This is a genomic window from Novosphingobium sp. GW835-FHT14H07, from assembly GCF_058793515.1.
Genome location: NZ_JBXAFX010000013.1, coordinates 55,792 through 79,869, shown reverse-complemented (window position 1 = coordinate 79,869; position 24,078 = coordinate 55,792). Strand labels below are relative to the sequence as shown.

Annotated in this window: 25 protein-coding genes and 1 tRNA gene; 11 read left to right on the top strand and 15 right to left on the bottom strand. The window is 64.8% G+C overall.

Annotated features, from left to right (window positions below):
• Window positions 1–5: 5 nt before the first annotated feature.
• Window positions 6–1,388, bottom strand: a complete 1,383-nt coding sequence (gene der / locus AC1Q5P_RS13285) for a ribosome biogenesis GTPase Der (protein ID WP_492519182.1) — start codon at window positions 1,386–1,388, stop codon at window positions 6–8.
• A gap of 124 nt (window positions 1,389–1,512) precedes the next feature.
• On the opposite strand from der, the gene AC1Q5P_RS13280 reads away from it, so the two are divergent.
• The gene (locus tag AC1Q5P_RS13280; RefSeq protein ID WP_492519181.1) at window positions 1,513–2,286 is read left to right on the top strand and encodes a CHAP domain-containing protein; all 774 of its coding nucleotides are present in this window, start codon (window positions 1,513–1,515) and stop codon (window positions 2,284–2,286) included.
• A gap of 54 nt (window positions 2,287–2,340) precedes the next feature.
• Here AC1Q5P_RS13280 and mmsB read toward each other — a convergent pair whose 3' ends face one another.
• From mmsB to AC1Q5P_RS13245, 7 genes are all read right to left on the bottom strand, one after another.
• Window positions 2,341–3,210, bottom strand: coding sequence for a 3-hydroxyisobutyrate dehydrogenase (gene mmsB / locus AC1Q5P_RS13275; RefSeq protein ID WP_492519180.1), 870 nt, complete (start codon window positions 3,208–3,210; stop codon window positions 2,341–2,343).
• Window positions 3,211–3,214: 4 nt separating this feature from the next.
• Complete coding sequence (locus tag AC1Q5P_RS13270; protein ID WP_062346950.1) at window positions 3,215–3,997, bottom strand: enoyl-CoA hydratase-related protein; 783 nt, start codon at window positions 3,995–3,997, stop codon at window positions 3,215–3,217.
• Entirely contained in the window at window positions 3,994–5,064 is a 1,071-nt protein-coding gene (locus AC1Q5P_RS13265; RefSeq protein WP_039337728.1) for an enoyl-CoA hydratase/isomerase family protein, read from the bottom strand. The genes AC1Q5P_RS13270 and AC1Q5P_RS13265 overlap by 4 nt, the downstream gene beginning before the upstream one ends.
• Window positions 5,061–6,203, bottom strand: a complete 1,143-nt coding sequence (locus AC1Q5P_RS13260; RefSeq protein ID WP_193827076.1) for an acyl-CoA dehydrogenase family protein — start codon at window positions 6,201–6,203, stop codon at window positions 5,061–5,063. The genes AC1Q5P_RS13265 and AC1Q5P_RS13260 overlap by 4 nt, the downstream gene beginning before the upstream one ends.
• Before the next feature lie 100 nt (window positions 6,204–6,303).
• Window positions 6,304–6,603: an I78 family peptidase inhibitor gene (locus tag AC1Q5P_RS13255; protein WP_492519179.1), complete on the bottom strand. Its 300-nt coding sequence runs from the start codon at window positions 6,601–6,603 to the stop codon at window positions 6,304–6,306.
• 11 nt (window positions 6,604–6,614) lie between these two features.
• Complete coding sequence (locus AC1Q5P_RS13250; RefSeq protein WP_062346944.1) at window positions 6,615–7,160, bottom strand: hypothetical protein; 546 nt, start codon at window positions 7,158–7,160, stop codon at window positions 6,615–6,617.
• A gap of 17 nt (window positions 7,161–7,177) precedes the next feature.
• On the bottom strand, window positions 7,178–8,674 hold the full coding sequence (locus AC1Q5P_RS13245) for a CoA-acylating methylmalonate-semialdehyde dehydrogenase (protein WP_039337732.1): 1,497 nt from the start codon (window positions 8,672–8,674) through the stop codon (window positions 7,178–7,180).
• A gap of 104 nt (window positions 8,675–8,778) precedes the next feature.
• On the opposite strand from AC1Q5P_RS13245, the gene AC1Q5P_RS13240 reads away from it, so the two are divergent.
• Window positions 8,779–9,675: a LysR family transcriptional regulator gene (locus AC1Q5P_RS13240; RefSeq protein WP_039337733.1), complete on the top strand. Its 897-nt coding sequence runs from the start codon at window positions 8,779–8,781 to the stop codon at window positions 9,673–9,675.
• A 113-nt stretch (window positions 9,676–9,788) separates the two neighbouring features.
• Here the strand turns inward: AC1Q5P_RS13240 and AC1Q5P_RS13235 are convergent, their stop codons facing one another.
• Window positions 9,789–10,088, bottom strand: coding sequence for a DUF3297 family protein (locus tag AC1Q5P_RS13235; RefSeq protein WP_039337734.1), 300 nt, complete (start codon window positions 10,086–10,088; stop codon window positions 9,789–9,791).
• 99 nt (window positions 10,089–10,187) lie between these two features.
• On the opposite strand from AC1Q5P_RS13235, the gene AC1Q5P_RS13230 reads away from it, so the two are divergent.
• The 6 genes from AC1Q5P_RS13230 to AC1Q5P_RS13205 all read left to right on the top strand — a co-directional run bounded on the left by AC1Q5P_RS13230 (window position 10,188) and on the right by AC1Q5P_RS13205 (window position 14,026).
• Window positions 10,188–10,262: transfer RNA gene (locus AC1Q5P_RS13230), tRNA-Val, on the top strand.
• Between the two features lie 97 nt (window positions 10,263–10,359).
• The gene (locus AC1Q5P_RS13225; RefSeq protein ID WP_039337735.1) at window positions 10,360–10,611 is read left to right on the top strand and encodes a hypothetical protein; all 252 of its coding nucleotides are present in this window, start codon (window positions 10,360–10,362) and stop codon (window positions 10,609–10,611) included.
• Between the two features lie 76 nt (window positions 10,612–10,687).
• Entirely contained in the window at window positions 10,688–10,879 is a 192-nt protein-coding gene (locus AC1Q5P_RS13220; protein ID WP_039337736.1) for a YgaP family membrane protein, read from the top strand.
• A gap of 53 nt (window positions 10,880–10,932) precedes the next feature.
• Window positions 10,933–12,213, top strand: a complete 1,281-nt coding sequence (serS, locus tag AC1Q5P_RS13215; RefSeq protein ID WP_039337737.1) for a serine--tRNA ligase — start codon at window positions 10,933–10,935, stop codon at window positions 12,211–12,213.
• A complete protein-coding gene (locus AC1Q5P_RS13210) occupies window positions 12,210–12,971 on the top strand; it encodes a peptidoglycan DD-metalloendopeptidase family protein (RefSeq protein WP_492519178.1) in 762 nt (253 codons plus the stop codon). Before serS ends, AC1Q5P_RS13210 begins: the two co-directional genes overlap by 4 nt.
• Window positions 12,972–12,976: 5 nt before the next feature.
• A complete protein-coding gene (locus AC1Q5P_RS13205; RefSeq protein WP_193827077.1) occupies window positions 12,977–14,026 on the top strand; it encodes a potassium channel family protein in 1,050 nt (349 codons plus the stop codon).
• Here the strand turns inward: AC1Q5P_RS13205 and AC1Q5P_RS13200 are convergent.
• Window positions 14,013–14,444: a DUF1761 domain-containing protein gene (locus AC1Q5P_RS13200; RefSeq protein WP_492519177.1), complete on the bottom strand. Its 432-nt coding sequence runs from the start codon at window positions 14,442–14,444 to the stop codon at window positions 14,013–14,015. The genes AC1Q5P_RS13205 and AC1Q5P_RS13200 overlap by 14 nt on opposite strands.
• A gap of 87 nt (window positions 14,445–14,531) precedes the next feature.
• Between AC1Q5P_RS13200 and rimO the strand changes: the two genes are divergently transcribed.
• Window positions 14,532–15,938, top strand: coding sequence for a 30S ribosomal protein S12 methylthiotransferase RimO (gene rimO, locus AC1Q5P_RS13195; protein ID WP_492519176.1), 1,407 nt, complete (start codon window positions 14,532–14,534; stop codon window positions 15,936–15,938).
• Between the two features lie 2 nt (window positions 15,939–15,940).
• Here the strand turns inward: rimO and AC1Q5P_RS13190 are convergent, their stop codons facing one another.
• The 3 genes from AC1Q5P_RS13190 to AC1Q5P_RS13180 form a co-directional block, all read right to left on the bottom strand.
• Complete coding sequence (locus tag AC1Q5P_RS13190) at window positions 15,941–17,218, bottom strand: cyclic di-GMP phosphodiesterase (protein WP_492519175.1); 1,278 nt, start codon at window positions 17,216–17,218, stop codon at window positions 15,941–15,943.
• A gap of 142 nt (window positions 17,219–17,360) precedes the next feature.
• Window positions 17,361–18,980: a M20/M25/M40 family metallo-hydrolase gene (locus AC1Q5P_RS13185; RefSeq protein WP_492519174.1), complete on the bottom strand. Its 1,620-nt coding sequence runs from the start codon at window positions 18,978–18,980 to the stop codon at window positions 17,361–17,363.
• A gap of 76 nt (window positions 18,981–19,056) precedes the next feature.
• Window positions 19,057–20,079 carry an SAM-dependent methyltransferase gene (locus AC1Q5P_RS13180; RefSeq protein WP_427463860.1) on the bottom strand — a complete coding sequence of 341 codons (1,023 nt, stop codon included), beginning with the start codon at window positions 20,077–20,079 and terminating at the stop codon, window positions 19,057–19,059.
• A gap of 123 nt (window positions 20,080–20,202) precedes the next feature.
• Here AC1Q5P_RS13180 and AC1Q5P_RS13175 point away from each other — a divergent pair, with 123 nt between their 5' ends.
• On the top strand, window positions 20,203–21,534 hold the full coding sequence (locus AC1Q5P_RS13175; protein ID WP_492519173.1) for an NAD(P)/FAD-dependent oxidoreductase: 1,332 nt from the start codon (window positions 20,203–20,205) through the stop codon (window positions 21,532–21,534).
• Window positions 21,534–22,292 carry a DUF1365 domain-containing protein gene (locus tag AC1Q5P_RS13170; RefSeq protein WP_492519172.1) on the top strand — a complete coding sequence of 253 codons (759 nt, stop codon included), beginning with the start codon at window positions 21,534–21,536 and terminating at the stop codon, window positions 22,290–22,292. Before AC1Q5P_RS13175 ends, AC1Q5P_RS13170 begins: the two co-directional genes overlap by 1 nt.
• A gap of 13 nt (window positions 22,293–22,305) precedes the next feature.
• Here AC1Q5P_RS13170 and AC1Q5P_RS13165 read toward each other — a convergent pair whose 3' ends face one another.
• Together AC1Q5P_RS13165 and AC1Q5P_RS13160 are read right to left on the bottom strand one after the other, a co-directional pair.
• Window positions 22,306–23,304 (bottom strand): inorganic phosphate transporter, encoded by a 999-nt coding sequence (locus AC1Q5P_RS13165; RefSeq protein ID WP_039331872.1) that lies wholly within the window; start codon window positions 23,302–23,304, stop codon window positions 22,306–22,308.
• A gap of 24 nt (window positions 23,305–23,328) precedes the next feature.
• Window positions 23,329–23,976, bottom strand: a complete 648-nt coding sequence (locus AC1Q5P_RS13160; RefSeq protein WP_039331869.1) for a DUF47 domain-containing protein — start codon at window positions 23,974–23,976, stop codon at window positions 23,329–23,331.
• Window positions 23,977–24,078: the final 102 nt, after the last annotated feature.

Here is a 24,078-nt window from a genome sequence, read left to right as displayed (position 1 = left end):
GACGCCTACTTCGCAAACGGGTTCTTGGGGCTGCGCAGGGTCAGGCGGATCGGCACGGCGTCGAAGCCGAGTTCGCGGCGGATGCCGTTGATCAGGTAGCGGCGATAGCTTTCGGGAAGCTGATCAAGCCGGGTACCGAACAGGACGAAGCCCGGCGGGCGCGTCTTGGCCTGGGTGATATAGCGCAGCTTGATGCGGCGGCCGCCGGGGGCCGGCGGCGGGTTGGCGGCGAGCGCATCGTCGAACCAGCGGTTCAATGCGGCGGTCGGCACGCGCTTGGACCATGCGGCGCGGATTTCGAACGCGGCCTTGAGCAGATCGTCCAGCCCCTTGCCGGTGCGGCCGGAGATGGCGAGCAGCGGCACGCCACGTACCTGCGCAAGGCCTTCGTCGAGCGCCTTGCGGATGCCCTGGAACAGGCCGGAGGGGTCTTCGGCCACGTCCCACTTGTTGATCGCGATCATCAGCGCGCGGCCCTCTTCGAGCACCATCGAGGCGATCTTGAGGTCCTGATGTTCAAGCCCGCGCGTGGCATCAAGCGTGAGCACGACGACCTCGGCGAAGTCGATGGCGTGGCGGGCATCGGCGACCGAGAGCTTTTCGAGCTTGTCGGTGACCTGCGCCTTCTTGCGCATGCCCGCCGTGTCGATCAGGCGGACCGGGCGATAGCCTTCACGCTCGGGATCGAACCACTGCCAGTCGATGGCGATGGAATCGCGGGTGATCCCCGCTTCCGGCCCGGTGAGCAGGCGGTTTTCGCCCAGCAGCTTGTTGATCAGCGTGGACTTGCCCGCGTTGGGGCGGCCGACGATGGCGAGCTTGAGGACGGATTCGGGATCGAACTCCTCCTCGTCGCCCTCGACCTCGGCCTCGTCGTCCTCTTCCACCTGCTTGGGTTCGAGATGCGGGCGCAGCGCTTCGAACAGGTCGGCGAGGCCCTGCCCGTGTTCGGCGGAGAAGGCGACCGGTTCGCCAAAGCCCAGCGCGAAGGCATCGTAGATGCCGGGATCACCCTGGCGGCCTTCGGCCTTGTTGGCCATGAGCACGATCGGCACGCGGCTCTGGCGCAGGTAGCGGGCGATTTCCTCGTCGAGCGGGGTGACGCCGGCGCGTGCGTCGATCACGAACAGGGCGACATCGGCACCGACCAGCGAGGCTTCGGTCTGCTGACGCATGCGGCCGGGCAGCGTATCAGGATCGAGATCCTCCCAGCCGGCGGTATCAACGATGGTAAACTCAAGCCCGAGCAGTGTCGCATCGCCGAAGCGGCGGTCGCGCGTCACGCCGGGCTGATCGTCCACCAGGGCCAGCTTCTTGCCGACGAGGCGGTTGAACAGCGTCGATTTACCGACGTTCGGGCGTCCGATAATGATGACTTGGGGGCGCATGGGCCTGCCGTGGCTGTTTAAGCGCATGAACGCAAGAGTGCGTTTAAGTGAGGGCAATTGATTATTGCGCCATTAACCATGGGTATAAGGTCCGCCATAACCTAACCTGCAGATATCTGCAGGAATGAGGGAAAAGATCTGCCGTTTCGGATTGCTCGGTGCGCTGGTCCTGCTGGGAACAGGTGCAAATGCCGCAGAATTCCGCGACTCTTCACGCCCTGGGACCGGGGACTACGATCAGGCCGAAGCCCTGCCCTATCTGCAATGCGTGCCCTATGCCCGAGAGGTCAGCGGCATCAAGATCTATGGCGATGCGCTGACGTGGTGGGATCAGGCCGAGGGTCGCTATGCCCGCGGTCACCGGCCAAAAGTGGGCGCGGTGATGAGCTTTGCACCTCATGGCCGGATGGAACTTGGCCACGTTGCCGCCGTCAGCCGGGTGATCGATTCGCGCACCGTGCTGCTGCGCCATGCCAACTGGTCGCCCATTGACGGACGGCGCGGGCAGATCGAGAACGACGTGCGCGCGGTGGACGTATCCGAGGCGAACGACTGGTCGGAAGTGCGCGTATGGTATGCCCCCATCGGCAACCTTGGCACCACCGCATGGCCGGTGAACGGGTTCATCTATCCGGACAAGGCAGGCACGAAGGAGCGGCTGACGCTGCTTTCCAGCGCCAGCAAGGCGAGGGCGACAGAATCCCCGCGCGCGACCATCGGGGCGGATTTCCTCAAGGGCATCAAACCCGAAGTGGCGGTGAGGACATCGCCTGTACGGCGCGAGCTGTCCTATCGGTATGAGGCGCCCAAGACGGCGGTTGCAAGGCCCGTGGCCAAAGCTTCGGGTGGGCTGGCGAACGATCCGATCGGGCGGATCATTGCCGCGAAAACGCGCTGACGTTCCGTAACAATGCCGAGGCCCCCGCCTGCGCGGGGGCGCCAGCTTGTTCGATCAGAGCGACTTGATGATGGCCGAGAAATCGAGGCCGGCGTTGCCCGCATCGGCGAAGGCCGAATAGAGCTCTTCGGCGCGCTGGCCCATCGGCACATCGGCCCCGGCATCCTTGGCAGCGGCCATGGCCAGCTTCAGATCCTTGAGCATCAGTGCGGTGGCAAAGCCGCCCTGATAGCCGTTGTCGGCCGGGCTTTGCGGGCCGACGCCGGGGACCGGGCAATACGAGGTCATTGACCAGCACTGACCCGAGGCCTTGGACGAGATATCGTAGAAGGTCTGGAGATCAAGCCCGAGCTTCTCGGCCATGGCGAAGGTTTCGCACGTGGCGACCATCGAGGCGCCGAGCAGCATATTGTTGCAGATCTTGGCCGCCTGCCCTGCGCCGCTGGCACCGGCATGGATCACGGCCTTGCCCATGGCGGCGAGGATCGGCTCGGCACGGGCGAAGGCTTCGTCGCTGCCGCCGACCATGAAGGTGAGCGTGCCGCCATTGGCAGCCGCGATGCCGCCCGAGACGGGGGCGTCGACCATGACATAGCCCGCAGCATCGGCTGCCGTGGCAACTTCGCGGGCAGTGGCGACGTCGATGGTCGAGCAATCGAGCAGCAGGGCCGAGGTCGGCGCGTGGCCGATCACGTCGGCGCTGTAGACCGACTTGACGATGGCGCCGTTGGGCAGCATCGAGACGACGGCATCTGCACCCTGCACGGCTTCCTTGACCGAGGTGTAGGTGGTGCAGCCGTTTTCCCTGGCGCGGGTCAGCGCCGGTTCGGCAAGGTCGAAGGCGTGGACGTCATGCCCCGCCTTGACGAGGTTCGCGGCCATGCCGCCGCCCATGTTGCCGAGGCCGATGAATGCGATTTTCATGGCCTTAACGCCCCTTCCATACGCCGGGGCGCTTTTCGATGAAGGCCTTCATGCCCTCGGCCTTGTCCTCGCTGGCGGTGAGGATCTGGAAGACGCGGCGTTCGAACAGCAGGCCCTGGTCGAGCGTGGTCTCGAACGCGGCGTTGACCATTTCCTTGTTGGCGACGGCGGCCATCGGCGGCATCGCGGCAATGGTCTCGGCGGTCTTGAGCGCGTCGGCGAGCAGGTCGGCCAGCGGCACCACGCGGGTTACAAGGCCCGAGCGCTCCGCCTCGGCGGCGTCCATCATGCGGCCGGTCAGGCACATGTCCATCGCCTTGGCCTTGCCCACGGCGCGGGTGAGGCGCTGCGATCCGCCCATGCCGGGGGCCACGCCGAGCTTGATCTCGGGCTGGCCAAACCTGGCGTTGTCCGAAGCAATGATGAAATCGGCCATCATCGCGAGTTCGCAACCGCCGCCGAGCGCGAAGCCGTTGACCGCCGCGATCCACGGCTTGCGCGTGGTCTTGACGAGGTGGCTGGTCCACTTCGAAAAGAAGTCCTCGTTGTAGAAATCGGCGGCGGGCTTTTCCGACATTTCCTTGATGTCGGCCCCGGCGGCAAAGGCCTTCTCGCCCGCGCCGGTGAGCACGGCGCAGCGCTGCGAGGCGTCGGCCTCGTAGGCAGCAAAGGCCTCGATCAGCTCAGCCAGAACCTGCGAGTTGAGCGCGTTCAGCGCCTGCGGGCGGTTGAGCGTGATGAGGGTGACAGCACCCTTCTGTTCGACGAGGATGGTTTCGTAAGTCATAGCGGTTTCCATTCGTCAGCAGCGCCCAGCGGCGCGAAAATCTGGTCGAGAAGATCGTCGGTGACGCCCTCTGCCGTGGCAGGCGACCACTTCGGGGCGTGGTCCTTATCGACGATCACGGCGCGCACGCCTTCGGCAAAATCCGGCAAAGTCAGCACGCGGGCACCGATGCGGTATTCCATCGCCATGTTGGCGGCGAAGTCGGGCAGGGTCAGGCTGGTGGCGAGCTGGCGCAGGGCGACCTTGCAGGTCTGCGGGCTCTTGGTGTGCAGCGTCTTTAGCGTTTCGGCCGCGAAGTCCGAACCGTCGGCTTCGAGCGCGGCGAGGATGTCCTCGTAGCGGTCCGAAGCAAACAGGCGGGCGATATCATCGGCATGAGCAGCGATCTTCGGCTCGGGCGGGACCGACGACAGTTCGCGCAGGATGGCCGGGATATTGTCGGGCTCTGCCGCGATGCGGGCCTTGGCCTGCGCAAGGTTGGCCGAGGGCAGATAATGCGTGGCAAGTCCTGCCCAGAGGCATTCCGCACCATCAAGGCGCGCGCCTGTCAGCGCAAGGTACTGGCCGAGACGGCCCTTGAGCCGCGACAGGAACCAACCGCCGCCCACGTCCGGGAACAGGCCGATACCGGTTTCGGGCATGGCCAGCTTGGTGTTCTCGGTAGCCACGCGATACGTGGCCGGGCCGGAAATCCCCACGCCGCCGCCCATGGTGATGCCGTCCATGAAGGCGACCACGGGCTTGCCATAGGTCATCAGCAGGTGGTTGAGCTGGTATTCGTCATGGAAGAACTTGCGGCCCGACGTGCCGCCGTCGTTCAGCGCCGAATTGCGCAGGAAGGCGATATCGCCGCCTGCGCAGAAGCCCCGCGACAGCTTGGGATCGCCATCGGCGGGAAGCTGATGGTCGATCATCACGACCGCCAAGCCATCGTCACCGCGCCAATCGAGGAGCGATGCAGTCATGGCGTGGACCATGTCGAGCGTCAGCGCATGGATCGCGCGCGGACGGTTGAGCGAGAGCACGCCAGCCGCGCCGCTGCGGGTGGCAAGAACTTCGTCGGTCACTTCAGCAGGTCCCTTCCCACGATCATGCGCATGACTTCGTTGGTGCCTTCGAGGATGCGGTGGACGCGAAGGTCTCGCCAGAACCGCTCGATCGGGTAATCGCGCAAGTAGCCGTAGCCGCCGAACATCTGCAGCGCGCGGTCGACGATCGACGAGCCGTTGTCGGTCGCCAGCTTCTTGGCCATGGCCGAGAAGCGCGTCTTGTCGGGTGCGCCGGAGGTCACCTTCGCGGCAGCCATGTAGAGCAGCGCGCGGGCGGATTCGAGGTCGGTCGCCATGTCGGCCAGCACGAACTGGGTGTTCTGGAACTCGGCGATGGCCTTGCCGAACTGCTTGCGATCCTTGACGTATCCGATTGCCTCATCAAGGCAGCGCTGTGCGCCGCCCAGCGAGCAGGCACCGATGTTGAGGCGGCCACCATCCAGCCCGGCCATCGCAAACTTGAAGCCATCGCCTTCGGCGCCGACCCGGTTCGCGACCGGCACGCGCACGTTGTCGAAGATCACCTGCGCGGTCGGCGAGGCATTCCAGCCGAGCTTGCGTTCGGGCGCACCGAAGCTGACGCCTTCCATGTCCTTGTCGATGACGAGGCAGGAGATGCCACGGGCGCCATCTTCGCCGGTGCGCACCATGGTGACGTAGATGTCGTTGACGCCGCCGCCCGAGATGAACTGCTTGGTGCCGTTGACAATGTAGTGGTCGCCATCGAGGCGGGCGGTGGTCTTGAGCGCGGCTGCATCCGATCCCGAACCGGGCTCGGTCAGGCAGTAGCTCGCCATCTTGTCCATGGTGACAAGATCGGGAAGGTAGCGCCCCTTGATCTCTTCACCGCCGAAGGTGTCGATCATCCATGCGGCCATGTTGTGGATCGAGATGAAGGCGCTGGTCGCGGGGCAGCCATAAGCCATGGCTTCCATGATCAGCGCAGCTTCAAGGCGGCCAAGGCCGATGCCGCCGGATTCCTCGCTGACGTAGATTGCGGCAAAGCCGAGTTCGGCGGCGGCCTTGATGGTTTCGCGCGGGAAGGTGTGGTCCTCGTCCCATTGCGCGGCGAACGGCGTGATGGCGTCGGCAGTGAAGCGGCGGGCCATGTCCTGGATGGCAATCTGATCTTCGGTCAGTGAGAACTGGTCGGTCATCTTCTTCCCGTCTTACCCTTTTGGCCGTCACGCAGAGTTAACCGCGCCCTTAAATTTGTCATGGGCGGCGGATATGGCCCACCACCCATGCTGTCCAGACCTATCCGCAGGAAATGCGGACGATCGTGTAGTTGTCGTCGTAGGAGACCGTCAGCCGGTCGGCGCGGTAGTCCATTGTCACGGCTGAACGCGGCGGCACCCAGCGCAGGGTGCGTGCGCCGCTGAGACGCATCAGCTCGGCACCGCTGGCAGCAGTGGCCTTGTGGCCGATGTGCGACTGGACTGCGTCGGCATTGCAGGTGCCTTCGGGCATGGCGGGAAGGTCCCCCCGTGGCGGCGTGCCTTGCGTGCAGGCCGAAAGACCGGCCAGAGCAGCGATGGCAATGATAGCAGGCTTCATCACGGCTCTCCTCACTTGCAACGGCTGTGGCGACGCGGGCCTTGCGGAGCGTCATCGCCGAACTCGGTCAAGACCAGCGTCTTGCCGCCGTCCTCCAGCTTGTAGCTGGCATCGCGCTGCCACTTCATGCCTTCGCCCTCGTAATCGAACACCGCGCGCAAGGTATTGCGATCGACATCCTTTACCGAAGCGATCTCTCCAACGGATTCATAGAATTTGACCGACCTCTCGCCGACAGTGATCGCCCCTTTGTCGTCACCGCGCGCAGGGTTGCAATCCGCCGCGTTGACGCCCCACTTGCCGCGCATTGCGACCGGGAAGACGCCGTCCGCTGCCGGTGCCGATGCCGCGGGCGAAACCGGTGGAACCATGGCCTCGCTCTCGCTGACTGTGGGCGCGAGGCTGGGCGTGGCCGACGCGCCCGGCTCGGGCGATGGGTCCGAGCAGGCGGCAAGCGCCAACGGTGCGGCAAGGAGAAGAAGAGCGGATTGCTTCATCGGGAATGCTCCGGTGTGGTTGATGGCATAACCAACGCGCACCGGAGCGATCCTTTCCATGAGCGGGCCTTTCCGCCTCAGCCCATCGTCGGAATGACGAAGGCGTTTCCACCATCGGGCGAGCCATCCGGCCAGCGCTGGGTGATGGTCTTGACCTTGGTCCAGAACTTCACGCCTTCCATGCCGTGCTGGTTGGTGTCGCCAAAGGCCGAACGCTTCCAGCCGCCGAAGGTGTGGTAGGCAACCGGCACCGGGATCGGCACGTTGATGCCGACCATGCCGACGTTGACACGGGCGGCAAATTCGCGCGCCGCGTGGCCGTTGCGGGTAAATATGGCGACGCCGTTGCCGTACTGGTGCTTCGAAGGCAGCGCGAGCGCTTCCTCGAAGTCCTTGGCTCGGACGATCTGCAGGACGGGGCCGAAGATCTCGTTGTGGTAGCTGTCCATGTCGGGCGTGACATGGTCGATCAGCGTCGGGCCGACGAAGAAGCCTTCCTCATGACCCTGCAGCGTGAAGCCGCGGCCGTCGACGACCAGTTCGCCACCTTCCTCGATGCACTTGCCGATCCAGCCTTCGACCTTTTCCTTGTGCGCCTGGGTCACGACAGGACCGTAGTGCGCTTCGGGATCGGTCGAGACGCCGACGCGCAGGGCCTCGATCGCGGGGATCAGCTTGGCGCGGAGCTTGTTGGCGGTTTCCTCGCCCACCGGCACCACGACGGGCAGCGCCATGCAGCGCTCGCCAGCCGAACCGAAGGCCGCGCCGCACAGGTCGTTGACGACCTGATCGAGGTCGGCGTCGGGCATGACGATGCCGTGGTTCTTGGCACCACCCATGGCCTGCACGCGCTTACCAGCGGCGACGCCACGGTTGTAGACGTAGTGGGCGATGTCCGACGAGCCGACGAAGCTGACCGCGCCGATGGCCGGGTGATCGAGGATCGCGTCGACCATTTCCTTGTCGCCATGGACGACCTGGCAGATGCCTTCGGGCAGGCCCGCTTCGATGAACAGTTCGGCAAGGCGAACCGGAACCGAGGGGTCACGCTCTGAAGGCTTGATGATGAAGGCGTTGCCCGTGGCAATGGCGATGGCCGACATCCACAGCGGGATCATGCCGGGGAAGTTGAACGGGGTGATGCCTGCGCCGATGCCGATCGGCTGGCGCATCGAATAGACGTCGATGCCGGGCCCGGCACCTTGCGTATATTCGCCCTTGAGAACGTGCGGGATGCCGCAGGCGAATTCGACCACTTCGAGACCGCGCTGGATATCGCCCTTCGAGTCGGCGATGACCTTGCCGTGCTCGGAGGAGAGCATGTGGGCGAGGCTGTCCATGTTCGCCTCGACCAGTTCCTTGAAGCGGAACATCACGCGGGCGCGGCGCTGCGGGTTGGTGGCGGCCCAGGCGGGCTGCGCCTTCAGGGCGGCCTGAACAGCGCGCTCGAGCGTTTCGGCGGTGCCGAGCGCGACTTCGGCCTGCACGCCGCCGTTGTTCGGATCGAAGATCGGGCTCTTGCGGGCGGGCGCGCCGCCGGGGCCGCCGACGATGAAGTGGTCTACGAGACGCATCAGGAATCCTCTTTCATCAAAACTTGCTGGCGTGATGCGCCGATGACTGATTGCAGGCAACAAGCGATTATGCGAGGTCTACCTGCAAATTTGCAGGTGACCGGATGCAGTCCAGCGACTGGAACGACTTTCAGGCCTTTCTCGCGGTAGCGCGTGCCGGACAGCTCGCGCGGGCGGCGGCAAACATGGGGGTGGACGCCACCACGATCGGGCGGCGATTGCGGCGGCTGGAAACGCGAGTCGGCGCCACGCTGTTCGAGCAGACGCGCGAGGGGCAGGTCCTGACCGAGGCGGGCGAGGCTATGCTGGCCGAGGTCGAGGCGATGGACCAGGCCGCCAGTCGCATCGCCGAACACGCCGCCAGTGGCGGGGGCGTTGCCGGAACCCTGCGGGTGAGCCTGTCCGAAGGGTTTGGCAGCTGGATTGTCGCTCCTGCCCTGCGCGGCTTTGTCGAGGCTAATCCGCGACTGATGGTGGATCTCGTCGCCTCGTCCGGATTTCTCAGCCCGTCCAAGCGCGAAGCGGACCTTGCCGTCACGCTGTCACGCCCGCGCGCAGGGCCGGTGATCGCGGGCAAGCTGTCGGACTACAGCCTGCGGCTCTATGCCACGCGGGGGTATCTTTCACAAAAGGGGCTGCCTGAAAAGCCCGCCGAGCTGGCGCAGGGGCACCGGCTGGTCGGCTACATTCCCGACCTGCTCTATGCACCGGAGCTGCGCTACCTGGCCGAGATCGAGCCGGACCTGACCGCCAACTTGCGCTCGTCCTCGATCATCGCGCAGCACCGCATGATCGCGGCGGGGGCGGGCATCGGCGTGCTGCCGTGCTTCATTGGCGATTCGGACAAGTGGCTGGTGCCGGTGCTGCCCGCCGCCCGCGTGACGCGATCGTTCTGGCTGGTGACGCACAAGGACACGCACAACCTGGCGCGCGTGCGGGCGTTCAAGGACTGGCTGACCGCGCTGGTGACGCGCGAACGCGGGCGGTTGCTACCGCGGTAGTGGTGCGGGCGTCCTTCGACAGGCTCAGGACGAGCGGTTCTTTTGCAAAAACGCGCTCATCCAGTCAAAGTAGCCCGCTCATCCTGAGCTTGTCGAAGGATGCCGTTGGGGTCTCAAACCTTCGCGACGGGCGCGTCTGGCCCAAGGTCTTCGTACCAGGCTTCCACCGGGCCGTTTAGCTTGATCGTCAGCGGGTTGCCCTTGCGGTCCATGGTCTTGCCCGCCTGCACGCGCACCCAGCCTTCGGAAATGCAGTATTCCTCGACGTTGTTGCGCACCACGCCCTTGAAGCGAATGCCGACGCCGCGACGCAGCTTGTCCGCATCGAAATAGGGGCTGCGCGGGTTGATCGCGAGGTGATCCGGCGGCACGTCGCTGCCGGTGGTTTCGGGCTGGTTGGTTTCGTCGCTCATGGAGCGCGCAAATATCTTGATTGCCCCACTTGTCAATCGAAGCGGAGCGTCGTAGAGGCCCGCCCCTGTCAAGCGGTCGAACACCGGCCATGCTCTGACGGGCGCGTAGCTCAGCGGTAGAGCACACCCTTCACACGGGTGGGGTCACAGGTTCAATCCCTGTCGCGCCCACCAGAAACGGCCCGCGAGAGATCGCGGGCTTTTCTGTATCTGGCGGAACCGCGCAATGCTCCGGTGGATTGGTCATTCTCCCCAAACGGAGAAAATTTCCATGCAAAACAAGGATGAACGCACGCCACCGCTCGAGCCCAAGAGCGACAACGCGAGCCTCAACAGCGAAGTCCACGCGACCACCAAGATCAATTCGAACGTGACGCCGGAGGACTATCCCGAGGAAGATCGCAAGATGCAGGCGATCTCATCGCAGGAACCGAGCGAGGGCGTCCGCAAGGACCAGGCACAGGACGCGACCCGACAATCACGTTCGAGCGAAGAGCCGAGCGAGGGCGAACGCGATGAATGAGCGGCGTTTGCGCGAAATCAAGGAAAGCCTAATATAAGGCGCCATCATGGGCTGGTTCACAAGGAGGACCAGACCCATGTTCAAGACCAATGTTGGCGGGATCGATCGTGTGCTTCGCATCGTGCTCGGTCTCGTGCTCATCGCGCTCGTCTTTGTCGGGCCGCAGACGCCGCTGGGCTGGATCGGGTTGGTTCCTTTGCTGACGGGGCTGCTGCGCACGTGCCCGCTCTATTCGCTGCTTGGCATGAATACCTGCCCCCGCACGTAAGAGCGCTGAGGGCGGGTTGCGCCGGGGGGCGCGAGGCGGCATAGCGCTGCGCCATGCACGATATCCGCCTGATCCGCGAAAACCCCGCCGCTTTCGACGCCGCCCTCGCCCGCCGGGGCGTGGAGCCTGCGGCGCAATCCATCCTCGCGCTCGATGCGCGCCGTCGCGAGATCGCGACGCGGATGCAGGAGGTTCAGGCCCGCCGCAATGAAGCGTCGAAAGCCATCGGCGCAGCCATGGGCAAGGGCGACAAGGATACGGCCGAAGCGCTAAAGGTCGAGGTTGCCGCGCTCAAGGTTGAACTGCCTGCGCTGGAAGAGGAAGAGCGGACGCTGACGGCGCAGCAGAATGCCGCGCTCGCCGCCTATCCCAATGCCCCTGCATCCGATGTGCCGGAAGGCGCCGACGAGAGCGAGAATGCCGAATTGCTGCGCTGGGGCACGCCGCGCGAGTTCAGTTTTCCGCCGAAGGAACACGCCGACCTTGGCCCGGCGCTCGGCCTTGATTTCGAGACTGGCGCGCTGATCTCGGGGGCACGGTTCACCTTCCTCAAGGGCGGGATGGCGCGGCTGCACCGGGCGCTGGCGCAGTTCATGCTTGATCGCCAGACCGGCGAGAACGGCTATCTGGAGTGCATTCCGCCGCTGCTGGTCAAGGACGAGGCAGTTTTCGGCACGGGGCAATTGCCCAAGTTCTCGGAAGACCTGTTCAAGACGACCGACGGTCGCTGGATGATCCCCACCGCCGAGGTCAGCCTGACCAATGCGGTGCAAGGGGAGATCCTGAGCGAAGGGCAGCTTCCGCTGCGCATGACTGCGCTGACGCCCTGCTTCCGTTCGGAGGCGGGCGCGGCGGGGCGCGATACGCGCGGGTTCATCCGCCAGCACCAGTTCGAAAAGGTTGAGCTGGTCTCGATCACGCGGCCCGAAGATTCGGAAGCGGAGCATGAGCGGATGACCGGCTGTGCCGAGGGCGTGCTGCAGGCGCTGGGCCTGCCCTATCGCAAGGTGCTGCTGTGCACCGGGGACATGGGCTTCACCGCCCGGAAGACCTATGACCTCGAAGTGTGGTTGCCGGGCCAGGGAGCCTATCGCGAGATCTCCTCGTGTTCCAACTGCGGTGACTTCCAGGCGCGGCGCATGAACGCGCGCTATCGCCCGGAAGGCGCGAAAGGCACCGAGTTCGTTCATACTCTCAATGGTTCGGGCCTTGCCGTGGGCCGTACGCTGGTGGCAGTCTTGGAAAACTACCAGCGGGAGGACGGATCGGTGGACGTGCCAGAAGTGCTGCACCCCTACATGGGCGGACTGACCCGCCTCGTGCCGCTGGCGTGATCCGCGCGCTGGCGGCAGGCCTGGCACTGCTGGCAGCGGCACCGGCTGTTGCGCAAGGCGCGCGACCGCCGATCGTGGCCTGGACCTATACCGTGCAGGCGGGCGATACCTTCTCGGACATCGCGCGGCGCTGGGGCGTGGACATGGCAGCGCTGGGCGAGGCGAACGGCATTCCCAGTCCTTACGTCATCCGCATCGGACAGGTGCTGAAGCGACCAGATCCGAAAAGCACGCCGAAGCCATCAGCCAGGCCGGCACCTGCAATTCCGGCGCAGGCTCCAGCCGGTCAAACCCCGAAGGCCGTGCCCCGCCCTGCCCCCACGTTGCGCCCCGCCCCGCCCCCTCGCGCGCCATTGGCCCCGCGTGAATCCGACGCGCCGAAGATCGGCTGGCCCACGGAAGGCGCCGTTGTCAGTCATTTCCGCGAAAAGGTGGCAGGCATTCCCTCGAACGGAATAGACCTGATTGCCCACCCCGGACAGAAGGTGCGAGCGGCGGCGGCAGGCATCGTGCTTTACGCCGGCAAGGAACCCGAACGCTTCGGGCAGCTGATCCTGATCGATCACGGCGGCGGCTTCGTCACCGCCTATGCCTATCTCGGCATGATGACGGTGAAGGAAGGGCAGACGGTGACCAAGGGCGAGCGCATCGCGCTGGTCGGGCAGAGCGGCGAGGCACAGCGGCCGACGGTCCATTTCGAGCTGCGCCGCAACAACGTGCCGCGCGATCCGGAACTCTACCTGCCGCCGCGGTTGTAACGCCCATGGACCTCCACCTTCTCCGCCCGGGAAAGCGCAAACCGGTGAACGTGCTGCGGCGAACGCTGAAGGTTTCGGTCTGGGCGGACCTCGGGCTGCGGCTGGGCGCCGCATTCGCCTTGGTGGCTATCGTGGTGGCGGTCCACTGGATCGACCGGTCGGGGCTGAAGGACAGCCATGACGGGTCTATCAGTTTCCTCGACGTGGTCTATTTCACGATGATCTCGATCACGACGACCGGCTTTGGCGACATCGCCCCCGTGAGCGATCGTTCGCGGTTGATCGAGGCGGTCATCGTCACGCCGATCCGGGTGGCGGTGATCTTCATCTTCGTGGGCACGGCCTACAATTTCATCATTAAGCGCACCTGGGAGCGGTTTCGCATGGCGCAGATCCAGAAGAACCTGACCGACCATATCGTGGTGCTGGGCTTTGGCGTTTCGGGGGCAGAAGCCGTGGCCGAACTGGTCGCGCGGGGCACCGATCCGGGCTGCATCGTGGTGATCGATCCCTCGGAAAGCGCGCTGGCGGCCGCGGCCAACATCGGTTGCAATGTCATGGCTGGCGATGCCACGCGCGATGCAACGCTGGTCGACGTGCGGATCGACCGGGCCTGCGCCATCCTGGTTTCAGCCGGGCGTGACGATACCTCGATCCTCATCACCCTTACCGCGCGGCATCTGGCGCCCGGCGTGCCGATCAGCACCGTGGTGCGCGCGGCCGACAACGAGGACCTGGCCCGGCAGGCTGGCGCCAGCACGGTCATCAACCCGGTGCGCTTTACCGGGCTGCTGATGGCCGGGTCCGCCCATGGCAAGCACGTCGCCGAATACCTGACCGATCTCGCCTCGGTCGAAGGCCGGGTGCAGCTCGTGGAGCGCAAGGTGAGGCCCGAGGAAGTCGGTCGTCCGCTGGCGGCACTGGTCAGCGGCGGGCGGGGATTGAGGATCTATCGGCGCGGAACGGCAATCGGCTTCTGGGAAGCCGCCGCCGATCGGCTTGAGGAAGGTGACGAGATCGTCGAGATCGCGCCTACCCCTGCTATTGCCCCATGAGCATGAACGCGAGGCCCATCGAGAGATAGGCGGCGAGCCAGAATCCGCCGTCAATCAGGGCCAGCCGGGTGCTGATGCGCTGTTGGCTGTAGCTGATCCACAGCGATGGAACGACGAAGGCGATGGCGAGGCCGCCTGACATCATGAAGTAGAGCCACCACTTCAGGTCGAGCGTAGCCGCTCCGACGCGGGCGAACATGTGGCCCATCATGCTGGCGGAAATGAACAGCAGGGCAGCGGTGATCGCGGCGGTACGGGCAGGCGAGCGGCGGATGCCGAGCTTGCCGGGGCCAACCTCCTCCAGCCGGGCACGGCCGAACAGCGGGCCATACCAAAGGGCTGACGCACCAAGCGCAAAAAGCGTTGCAACAACGACGGCTATCCAGTTGACCGGGCCCATCTTTTCCTTCTTTGCCAAGCCCCCGTTGCGACCAACTGCTACGCCTGACAAACGCGGATGGCAACGCCAAGCGGGGCAATGGTGACGTGGCGTGCTTTTTAGCCTATGGGCCGCGCCACGATGGCAAGCCAGATTCCCCCTCTCGAAATTCCCGAAGCCCCCAAGGTCGGCATGGTCAGCCTTGGCTGTCCCAAGGCGCTGGTCGATTCCGAGCGCATTCTCACGCGCCTGCGCGCCGACGGCTATGCGATGAGCGCCGATTATGCGGGCGCGGACGTGGTGCTGGTCAACACCTGCGGCTTCCTCGATTCCGCCAAGGAAGAGAGCCTTTCCGCAATCGGCGAGGCCATTGCCGAGAACGGCCGGGTGATCGTGACCGGATGCATGGGCAACGAGGCCGACGTGATCCGCGCCAAGTTTCCGCAGGTGCTGGCGGTGACGGGTGCGCACCAGTACGAGGCGGTAGTCGAAGCGGTGCACGAAGCCGCCCCGCCGAGCATGGGCCCGTACATCGACCTTATCCCGCAGGCCGAACCAGGCGACGTGAAACTGACGCCGCGCCACTATGGCTATCTCAAGATTTCCGAGGGCTGCAACCATGCCTGCGCGTTCTGCATCATTCCAAGCTTGCGCGGAAAGCTCGCCAGCCGCCGCATCGACGCGGTGCTGCGCGAGGCCGAAAAGCTGGTGGCAGCGGGCACCAAAGAACTGCTGGTGATCAGCCAGGACACCTCGGCCTATGGCGTGGACGTGCGGCATGAAGAGCGCATGTGGAAGGGCGAGCCGGTTCGCACGCACATGACCGACCTCGCCCGTGAACTGGGCAAGCTGCGCACGCCGGAAGGCGAAACGCCGTGGGTGCGGCTGCACTACGTCTATCCCTACCCCCACGTCGATGCGGTGATCCCGCTGATGGCGGAAGGGCTGGTGACGCCCTATCTCGACATCCCGTTCCAGCACGCCAGCCCCAACGTGCTGCGCAGCATGAAGCGTCCGGCCAACGAGGCCAAGGTGCTCGACCGCATCAAGGCTTGGCGGGAAATCTGCCCGGAAATCGCCATCCGCTCGAGCTTCGTCGTCGGCTTCCCCGGCGAGACCGAAGCCGACTTCGAGTACCTGCTGGAGTGGCTGGAAGAAGCGCAGCTTGATCGCGTGGGCGGCTTCCGGTTTGAGCCGGTGGCCGGTGCGGCTGCGAACGACCTGCCGAACCCGGTGCCCGAGGAGATCAAGGAAGAGCGCTATCGGCGGCTTATGGAAACCACCGAGCGCATCAGCGCTGCCAAGCTGGCAGCCAAGATCGGCAGGACGATCAAGGTTATCGTCGATGAAGTGGGCGAGCCTGACGAAGATGGCGACATCGGCGCGACCGCACGATCACAGGCCGATGCGCCCGAGATCGACGGTGCGGTCTATCTGCGCAACGTGCCAGCCACGCTCAAGGCGGGCGATTTTGCGCAGGTGCTGGTCGAGGATGCCGACGCCCACGACCTCTACGGTGTGATCGTGGAATAGGATCAGGCCGCTTCCTTGCAGGCAGCGGCCAGCAGGCTTTCGCGCAGGGCGCCGATATCCGGCAGATCGAGGTCGGCAAGGTCGGCGATGCCTTCGATGGCATCGTCGCCGTAGCAATGGGCAAGTGCGATCGTCTCGCCCTTGAGCCGCTTGGCCAGAGGCAGGGACCAGAAGGTGCGGACGACCGGGAGCGCGGTGTCGGCAGGGTCCTCGTCGACCACCATGGCCAGGCGCTGTGACCGCAGGCGCACGAAGGAACCGATCGGGTAGACACCGACGGTTTCGACGAAGCGTTCGAGGATGCCGGGATCGAACGTGCTTGGCTGTTCGCGCAGCCTGCGGATAGCGTCGGCCGGATCAAGCTGCTCGGCACCCGAAATCAGCGTGTCATAGGTATCGCAGATTGCGGCCATGCGGCTGAGGGCTTCGATTGCCGCGCCGCTCAGACCTTGCGGATAGCCGCTGCCGTCGAGCCTTTCGTGATGGTGCAGGATCACCCGCAGCACCGGCTCGGGAATGTCGCCTGCCGCCTTGAGGAAGGTGTAACCAAGCACGACGTGCTGTTCGCGTAGGTCGGGGCGAAGCAGCGAATAGTCCCCGCCGACCGACGCGAGGTCGACCGGGAGTTGCCCTACGCCAACGTCCATCAGCAGGCCTGCCATGCCCGCGTCGCGGATGTCGACGGGCGAGAATTTCATATGGCGGGCCAGCGCGATCATCAGGGCGCTGACGGCAAGCGAATGGCGATAGACCGGCTCGTTGTCGTTCTGGCAGCGCAGCAGGCCGTTGAAGGCGTAGAGGTTGCGCTGGACCGAGGCATAGACGGCATCGAGCACGGGTTCGATATCGTGCACCTTGATCGCCTTGCCCAGCCTGACCTCGATGAAGGCCTTGCTCACCACGCGCAGGGCATCGCCGGCAGCACGCTTGGCCCGCCCGAATTCACGCGCCATGGGCATGGCTGCAGGTGCCCGACCGAAACCAGGCCCGGGCCGCTGGGGCACGGGTTCGATGGCAGGGCGCATGGACTTGGCGGTCATGCCGGCGTTACGCGGGCCCGAGACGATATGCGGTGCTGCAACAGGTTCGTCCGCCACGGCCTTGCCGCGGGTCGTATCGATGATCACGCCGTCCACGTCACTCTCGCGCAGGCGTTCGAGCATGTCGGGATCATCGAGCAGGAACTTCCGCTTCCAGAAGGGATGGCTGAACCAGCTTCCTTCCAGCTTGTGGATGAACATGCCGAGTTGGACTTCGTCCGTGGATATGCGCTTGAGCATGGCCCGCCTGCTTGAATGACGGGCACTAACCTAGGTTATAGCGGGTGTGCCTTTTCCAGCCGGAAAACTCCGTGGAAATGCGTAAGGCCTGCGCTCCTTCCGTTAGCCATGGCGGCCAAGGGAAGGAGCGAGTCTGATCGTGTTACTGGTTGGGGTCCTGCACCTTGAACGGATCGGTGGCGTCGGGCTTTGTCAGCAAGGGCGAGCGGGGCAATTCCTTGTCGCTCATTGCGGCCTGCAACAGCATGCCGGCCAGGATCACCGAGGCCTGGCGCATGTCATCGGCGCGCATGTGATCGAGCGTGTCGACGCTCGAGTGGTGGACGCGGCTGTCGTAGTCGAGCGGGTCCTGGATGAACTGGTAGCCGGGCAGGCCGATCGCCTGAAGATAGACGTGATCGGTGCCGCCAGTCTTGCTCATCACCACCTTGTCCGCGCCGAGCGAATTGAAGGGCGCCAGCCATTCGCGCAGGATCGGCGCGGCAGCCACATTGCCTTCGGCATAGATGCCGCGGAACTTGCCCGAGCCGTTGTCCATGTTGAAATAGGCCTTGAGATCGGCATAGCCGGCCTTGGGCGTGATCGGATAGGCGTTGCGCCATGCCGAATAGCTGTCGATCCCCTTGAGCGTGGGATCCACCGGCCGCGTCGCCAGGTGCCGCTCGATATAGGCCTTGGACCCGAGCAGCCCCTGCTCTTCCCCGCTCCACAATGCGAAGCGGATGGTGCGCTTCGGCCGGACACCCATCCTGGAAAGGAGGCGCGCGGCTTCGATCACGGCAACACTGCCCGCACCGTTGTCGGAAGCGCCATCGCCAGCGATCCAGCTGTCGAAGTGGGCACCGGCCATGACGTAACCTGCCTTGGGATCGGTGCCGGGAATTTCGGCGATGACGTTGTCGGCCATGAGGTCCTTGTCATCGAAGCTGGCGTCGATCGACAGGGAGAGCTGCGGGGCAGCGCCAGTCTTCTCAAGGCGGACGAGGCGGCGGTAGTCTTCCTGCGCCATGTCCATCGCCGGCACAGCGAGCGTTTCGCCGGGGATGAAATCATAGCCTTCGCCGTGGACCAGCTTGCCGTCGCGGTAGGTCATCTTGACCATCGCCAGCGCGCCTTCGGCCTTGAGGAATTCGGAAAGCTTGCGGGCAAAGCCGCGACGCGCGACCTGCATGGCCAGCCCTTCGGGATCGTGGCGCGGGAGGCTGTACTTGTCGAGCTTGCCGATATCCTCGCCCGAGAGGCGTTCGAACATCGGATCCTTGGATTCGCTGCTCTCGCCCGGCAGGCTGACGAGGACGATCTTGCCGGCGAGCTTGCCCTTCCAGGCTTCGAAATTCTCCACCTTGCTCATCGGCGCGACCACGACCGGAGCGGTGATCGTGCCATTCGTGGCGGGCGACCACGCTACCGGCAGAACAGTGAGCGGCAGGCTGCGCGGGCTGGTCATCGTGGCGGAATAGGACTTGAGGTTCCAGCCAAGACCGAACTCGAACGGTTCGCGGTGAATGTTCTTGAGGCCGTAGGACGCGAACTTTGCCGCAGCCCAGTCTTCGGCCTTGCGGTGGTTTTCCGAGTTTGTGAGGCGCGGGCCGATCCGGTCCATCAGTTCCGAGGCGGTTTCCATCGCGTCGGAGCGGTTAAGGCCTTCGTCAAGCAATTGGGCGATCAGCCTGTCCTCGGCAGGTCCGGCAAAGACAGGAGCAGCGGTGGCGCAAAGCGCAATGGCGGCGACGCCGGTGGCGACGCGCGAGCGGACGGTCATGTCTGGAAGGCTCCCTGAGCAAGTTTCTATCGCAACCAGTCTTGCCGCTGGAGCCGCGATTGCCAAGTGCCTTTTTTTATACCGGCCTGAGCAGCCAGTGGCTGACGCCCCATTCCCTGCCGCCGCGATGACCGAACAATCCTGCGGTGGCGAGGTAGAACAGGCGCCACCGACGCATCCACAATGGCGTATCGCCGCCATAGACCTGACGTAGCACCGGCTCGATCTCGGCCGCCTTGGCATCGAACAGCGCAAGCCAGTGGCGCGCGGTCTTTTCGTAGTGCGTGCCATCCCACCACCATTCCCGCTCGAGCGCGAACAGATCGTCGAACTGGCCGATGAGCGCGTGGCTGGGCATAATGCCGCCGGTGAAGAAATACTGCGCGATCCAGCTGGACTTGTCGGCGGTGTCGAAGCGGTAGGGATACTGGCGATGGCTGAAGACGTGAAGGAACAGGCGACCATCGGGCCGGAGCCATGTCTTCACCCGGGCAAGCAGTTCGCGCCAGTTGGCCATGTGTTCGAACATCTCGACCGAGACGACGCGATCAAACTGCCCTTCCGGCGCAAAGGCATTCATGTCGGCAGTCAGCACGGTGAGGTTGCTGAGACCGCGCGCTTCGGCTTTTGCGCGGATATGTTCGCCCTGTGGCCGAGAATTCGAGACGGCGGTGATGCGAGCGTTGGGAAAGCGCGCGGCCATGGTGAGGCTGAGCGAACCCCAGCCGCAGCCGAGTTCGAGGATGTGCTGGCCATCTTCGAGCGCGGCATGTTCCATGGTGGCGGAAAGGGCCGCAAGTTCGGCCTGTTCGAGCGTCTCGTTGCCGGTGGGATAGAGACAGCAGGAATACTTGGCGTTCGGCCCAAGGCTCAATTCAAAAAAGCGCGGCGGCAGTTCATAGTGCTGTTCGTTGGCGGCTTCGGTGTGTTCGGCAACGGGCCGCTGCGCCATCCACGCGGCGAAACGCGCATCGTCGGGCCGATCGCGATGGACCGCGCGGCGGCGCTTTTCGCACATGAAGGACACACCGGCGCGGGTCAGCGCATCGGGCAGCGGGGCGCGCTCTACGAGCGAGATCAGCGGGGCAAGGAGGCTCACGAAGAGCAACTAGCCACCGGGGTGTGACTTGTGTCAACCTGTCACCACGGGAACGGTCTATAACGGGAAACGGACGGGTAAGGTCGCGGCGGTTCGTATCGCGGTGCCTATGGGGGTCATGGTGTGATAACAGAGGGTAGTGCGCCGGGGGGCGCGCTCGATATTGCCGTGGTGGGGAGCGGGATCTCCGGCCTTTCGGCTGCGTGGCTGCTATCGCGGCGGCACCGCGTGACGCTGTTCGAGGCAGCGGACCGGCTGGGCGGGCACAGCAACACGGTCGAGGCCGATGGCGTGCCGGTGGACACCGGGTTCATCGTCTACAACGAACGGACCTATCCCAACCTGACCGCGCTGTTTGCCCATCTTGGCGTGCCGACGCGCGAGACGGTGATGAGCTTTGCCGTGACGCTGGACCAGGGTCGGCTGGAATACTCGGGCGACTTGCGGGGGCTGTTCGCGCAGCGGCGGAACCTCGTGTCTCCGCGCTTCTGGTCGATGCTGCGCGACCTGGTGCGGTTCTACAAGGCGGCGCCGCGCGATCTGCCGGAGATGGGCGAGCTGGGGCTTGGCGCCTATCTTGACGGGCTGGGCTGTGGGCCGGCGTTCCGCGACGATCATCTCTATCCGATGGCAGCGGCGATCTGGTCCACCCCGGTGCACGATATCCCGCATCATCCAGCAGCGGCCTTCGTGCGCTTCTTCGAGAACCACGGGCTGTTGCAGTTCCGCGAGCGCCCCCGCTGGCGCACGGTGAATGGTGGGAGCCGCGAATACGTGAAGCGGATCAGCGCGCCGTTCATCAAGGGGGTGCGGCTGTCCTCGCCGGTGCGGCAGGTGCGGCGCCTGCCCAATGGCGTCGAGGTTGACACCGGGCGCGGTTGGGAGCGGTTCGATCACGTGGTGATGGCATCGCACGCGGATCAGTCGCTGGCGATGCTGGGCGATGCCGATGCCGAGGAGCGCCGTCTGCTTGGCGCCTTTCCCTATCGCCATAACGAGGCCGTGCTCCATTCCGATCCGCGCCTGATGCCGCGGCGGCGCAAGGTGTGGTCAGCGTGGAACTATGCGGCGCAGCGGGGCGCGGAACAGCACCAGCTTTCAGTGACATACTGGATGAACCGCCTGCAGCATCTGCCGACCGACAAGGACCTGTTCGTCACGCTCAATCCGCTCGTCGAGCCGGACCCGGCACTGGTGATCCGGCGCGAAGCCTATGATCACCCTGTGTTCGACGTGGCCGCCGGCCTTGCGCAGAAGGATTTGTGGTCCTTGCAGGGTCGGCGGCGGACCTGGTTCTGCGGAGCGTGGTTCGGGGCAGGTTTCCACGAGGACGGGCTGCAATCGGGGCTGGCCGTGGCCGAGCAGCTGGGCGGGGTGCGCCGACCGTGGAACGTGGCGGAGGAATCCGGGCGCATCCATGTGACGCACCAGGCGCGCGTGCCGGAAATGGCGTGATGGACGACGGCGCTCTGTACCTTGGGCATGTCCTGCATCGGCGATTGCGGCCCTGCATCCACGTACTGCGCTATCGCGTGCTGCACATGGCGCTCGACATCGACCGGATCGACGACCTCGCGACGCGGCTCAGACTGTTTTCGCGCGGGACGTTCAACCTGTTTTCCTTCCACGACCGCGATATCGGCGACGGCGGGGCGCTGCGTCCACATGCGGAACGTTTGCTGCGCGAGGCCGGGATCGAACCGGACGGCGGCCGCATCGTGCTGCTGACGATGCCGCGCATTCTGGGATATGCGTTCAATCCGTTGAGCACCTGGTTCTGCCATGGTGCCGACGGGGCGTTGCGGGCAGTGATCTACGAGGTTTCGAACACCTTCGGCGAACGGCACAATTATGTGATCGCAGCGCGGCCCGGGGCAACGATCCTGCACCAGAGCGCGGCCAAGCGCTTCCACGTCTCCCCCTTCCTGCCGATGGATCTGGAATATGCCTTCTGCGTCGCTCCGCCGGGCGATCGTCTGACGATCGGTATCACCGTGGCCGACAGCAAAGGCCCGATCCTGGCGGCAGTCCACTCTGCGCGACGTGCAGAACTGACCGATGCGGCACTCCTGCGAGCAGCGCTGGGCTACCCTCTGGCAACTCTCAAGGTCACTTCAGGTATTCATTGGGAGGCGCTCAAGCTGTGGCTCAAGCGCGTGCCCCTGTTCCGCAAGCCTCCGCCGCCCGCGACAGCGATGACGGTGGGGCGATAGCGCCCCGAGCAGATCAGAACAGGCGCGTGAGCAGGTAGAAGGCGGCGCTGACGGTGGCGCTGGCCGGGATCGTGATGAACCAGGCCATGACCACGCGCTGCGCGACGCCCCAGCGCACTGCGCTGGCACGGCGGGCAGCGCCGGTGCCGATGACGCTGCCGGTGATCGCATGGGTCGTCGAGACCGGAATGCCGAGCGCGCTCGCCCCGAACACGACGATCGACCCTGCCGAAGAGGCGCAGAAACCGGTGTGATGATTGAGACGGGTGATCTTGGTGCCCATCGTCTTGATGATCTTCCAGCCGCCCGACATCGTGCCGAGCGAGATGGCAGCGTAGCACGACAGCACGACCCATTCGGGAATGTGGAATTCACCCTTCAGGTAGCCGGTCGAGTAGAGCAGCACGGTAATGATGCCCATGGTCTTCTGCGCATCGTTGCCGCCATGGCTGATCGAATAGGCCGCCGAGGACAGCAGGTGCAGGCCCTTGAACACGCCTTCGGCGCGGCGCGGCTGGAAACCCTTGAACAGCCAGCTGGTGATGAGCACGAAGAACATGGCCAGCGCCATGCCGATCATCGGCGACATGAAGATGGCGACGAACGTCTCGATCGTCTTCTTGGATTCGATCGCATCAAACCCGCCGTGGATCACGCCCGCGCCCAGCAGCCCGCCGATCAGGGCATGGCTGGACGAGGAGGGAATGCCCTTGATCCAGGTGACGATGTTCCAGAACATCGCCCCGACCAGTGCGCCGAACACGACGGCAGGGGTCACGATATCCTTGTCGATGATGCCCTTGCCGATGGTATCGGCAACATGGAGACCGACCAGCCAGTAAGCCCCGAAGTTCCCGGCGGCAGCAAAGATCACCGCCGCCACGGGCGAGAGCAGGCGCGTCGAGACGACGGTGGCGATGGAATTGGCCGCATCGTGCAGGCCGTTGAGAAAGTCGAAGGCCAGCGCCAGCGCAATCAGGCCGACCAGCAGCGGAAAGGCGAGCTCGTGCATCGGATCAGCTCCTGTCCCGCGCCGTCAGGCGTGGTCGATGACCAGCGCGTCGATCTCGTTCGCGACGTCCTCGAAGGCGTCGGCGATCTTTTCGAGGTGCTTGAATATCTCGCGCGAGACGATGAACGCGATGTGATCGCCATCGGCGCGATGGCGTTCGAAGTTGGCCTTGAGGCCCGCCTGGTGAATCAGGTCGACCTCGCCCTCAAGCTTGACGATGCGTTCGGTCAGCGCGTGAAGACGCCCGCCGTTGCGCTCGATGTCGCGGAGCAGCGGCATGGCTTCGGCAATGAGGCCGACGGCTTCGACGATCTTGTCGGCCATGGCCTGCATCTCGGCCTCGAAGCCGACGACTTCATAAAGCTCGATGGCGGAAGCTGCGGCCTGCATCTCGTCGATGGTGTCATCCATCGCGCCGATCAGCGAAGTGATGGCCCCGCGATCAAACGGCGTCAGGAAGGTGCGGCGCACAGTGAACAGCACTTCGCGGATGACGTCGTCGGCAGCGTGTTCGCGATCGCGGATCCGGCCGACCCACTGCGCCGCATCGCCTTGGGCGCGCGTCAACCTGGCGAGCGCATCAGCCGCATCGACACAGGCGGCCGCATGGCGTTCGAACATGCCGAAGAAATCGCCCGACTTGGGCAGGAGACGCTGGAACCAGCCGAACATCGATAAGCTTCCCGAATTGCCGCACGCACCAGGGGAAACGACTCGTCTCCTCCTGTGCGCGCACTAGGGCAGTCATAGTGCGGTAACAATCCGAAAGCGCGC

Excerpts from the sequence above, each read along its gene's own strand:
- der (WP_492519182.1), bottom strand. The coding sequence starts at position 1,388 with ATGCGCCCCCAAGTCATCATTATCGGACGCCCGAACGTCGGTAAATCG.
- AC1Q5P_RS13280 (WP_492519181.1), top strand. The coding sequence starts at position 1,513 with ATGAGGGAAAAGATCTGCCGTTTCGGATTGCTCGGTGCGCTGGTCCTG.
- mmsB (WP_492519180.1), bottom strand. The coding sequence starts at position 3,210 with ATGAAAATCGCATTCATCGGCCTCGGCAACATGGGCGGCGGCATGGCC.
- AC1Q5P_RS13270 (WP_062346950.1), bottom strand. The coding sequence starts at position 3,997 with ATGACTTACGAAACCATCCTCGTCGAACAGAAGGGTGCTGTCACCCTC.
- AC1Q5P_RS13260 (WP_193827076.1), bottom strand. The coding sequence starts at position 6,203 with ATGACCGACCAGTTCTCACTGACCGAAGATCAGATTGCCATCCAGGAC.
- AC1Q5P_RS13255 (WP_492519179.1), bottom strand. The coding sequence starts at position 6,603 with ATGAAGCCTGCTATCATTGCCATCGCTGCTCTGGCCGGTCTTTCGGCC.
- AC1Q5P_RS13250 (WP_062346944.1), bottom strand. The coding sequence starts at position 7,160 with ATGGAAAGGATCGCTCCGGTGCGCGTTGGTTATGCCATCAACCACACC.
- AC1Q5P_RS13245 (WP_039337732.1), bottom strand. The coding sequence starts at position 8,674 with ATGCGTCTCGTAGACCACTTCATCGTCGGCGGCCCCGGCGGCGCGCCC.
- AC1Q5P_RS13240 (WP_039337733.1), top strand. The coding sequence starts at position 8,779 with ATGCAGTCCAGCGACTGGAACGACTTTCAGGCCTTTCTCGCGGTAGCG.
- AC1Q5P_RS13235 (WP_039337734.1), bottom strand. The coding sequence starts at position 10,088 with ATGAGCGACGAAACCAACCAGCCCGAAACCACCGGCAGCGACGTGCCG.
- AC1Q5P_RS13225 (WP_039337735.1), top strand. The coding sequence starts at position 10,360 with ATGCAAAACAAGGATGAACGCACGCCACCGCTCGAGCCCAAGAGCGAC.
- AC1Q5P_RS13220 (WP_039337736.1), top strand. The coding sequence starts at position 10,688 with ATGTTCAAGACCAATGTTGGCGGGATCGATCGTGTGCTTCGCATCGTG.
- serS (WP_039337737.1), top strand. The coding sequence starts at position 10,933 with ATGCACGATATCCGCCTGATCCGCGAAAACCCCGCCGCTTTCGACGCC.
- AC1Q5P_RS13205 (WP_193827077.1), top strand. The coding sequence starts at position 12,977 with ATGGACCTCCACCTTCTCCGCCCGGGAAAGCGCAAACCGGTGAACGTG.
- rimO (WP_492519176.1), top strand. The coding sequence starts at position 14,532 with ATGGGCCGCGCCACGATGGCAAGCCAGATTCCCCCTCTCGAAATTCCC.
- AC1Q5P_RS13190 (WP_492519175.1), bottom strand. The coding sequence starts at position 17,218 with ATGCTCAAGCGCATATCCACGGACGAAGTCCAACTCGGCATGTTCATC.
- AC1Q5P_RS13185 (WP_492519174.1), bottom strand. The coding sequence starts at position 18,980 with ATGACCGTCCGCTCGCGCGTCGCCACCGGCGTCGCCGCCATTGCGCTT.
- AC1Q5P_RS13170 (WP_492519172.1), top strand. The coding sequence starts at position 21,534 with ATGGACGACGGCGCTCTGTACCTTGGGCATGTCCTGCATCGGCGATTG.
- AC1Q5P_RS13165 (WP_039331872.1), bottom strand. The coding sequence starts at position 23,304 with ATGCACGAGCTCGCCTTTCCGCTGCTGGTCGGCCTGATTGCGCTGGCG.
- AC1Q5P_RS13160 (WP_039331869.1), bottom strand. The coding sequence starts at position 23,976 with ATGTTCGGCTGGTTCCAGCGTCTCCTGCCCAAGTCGGGCGATTTCTTC.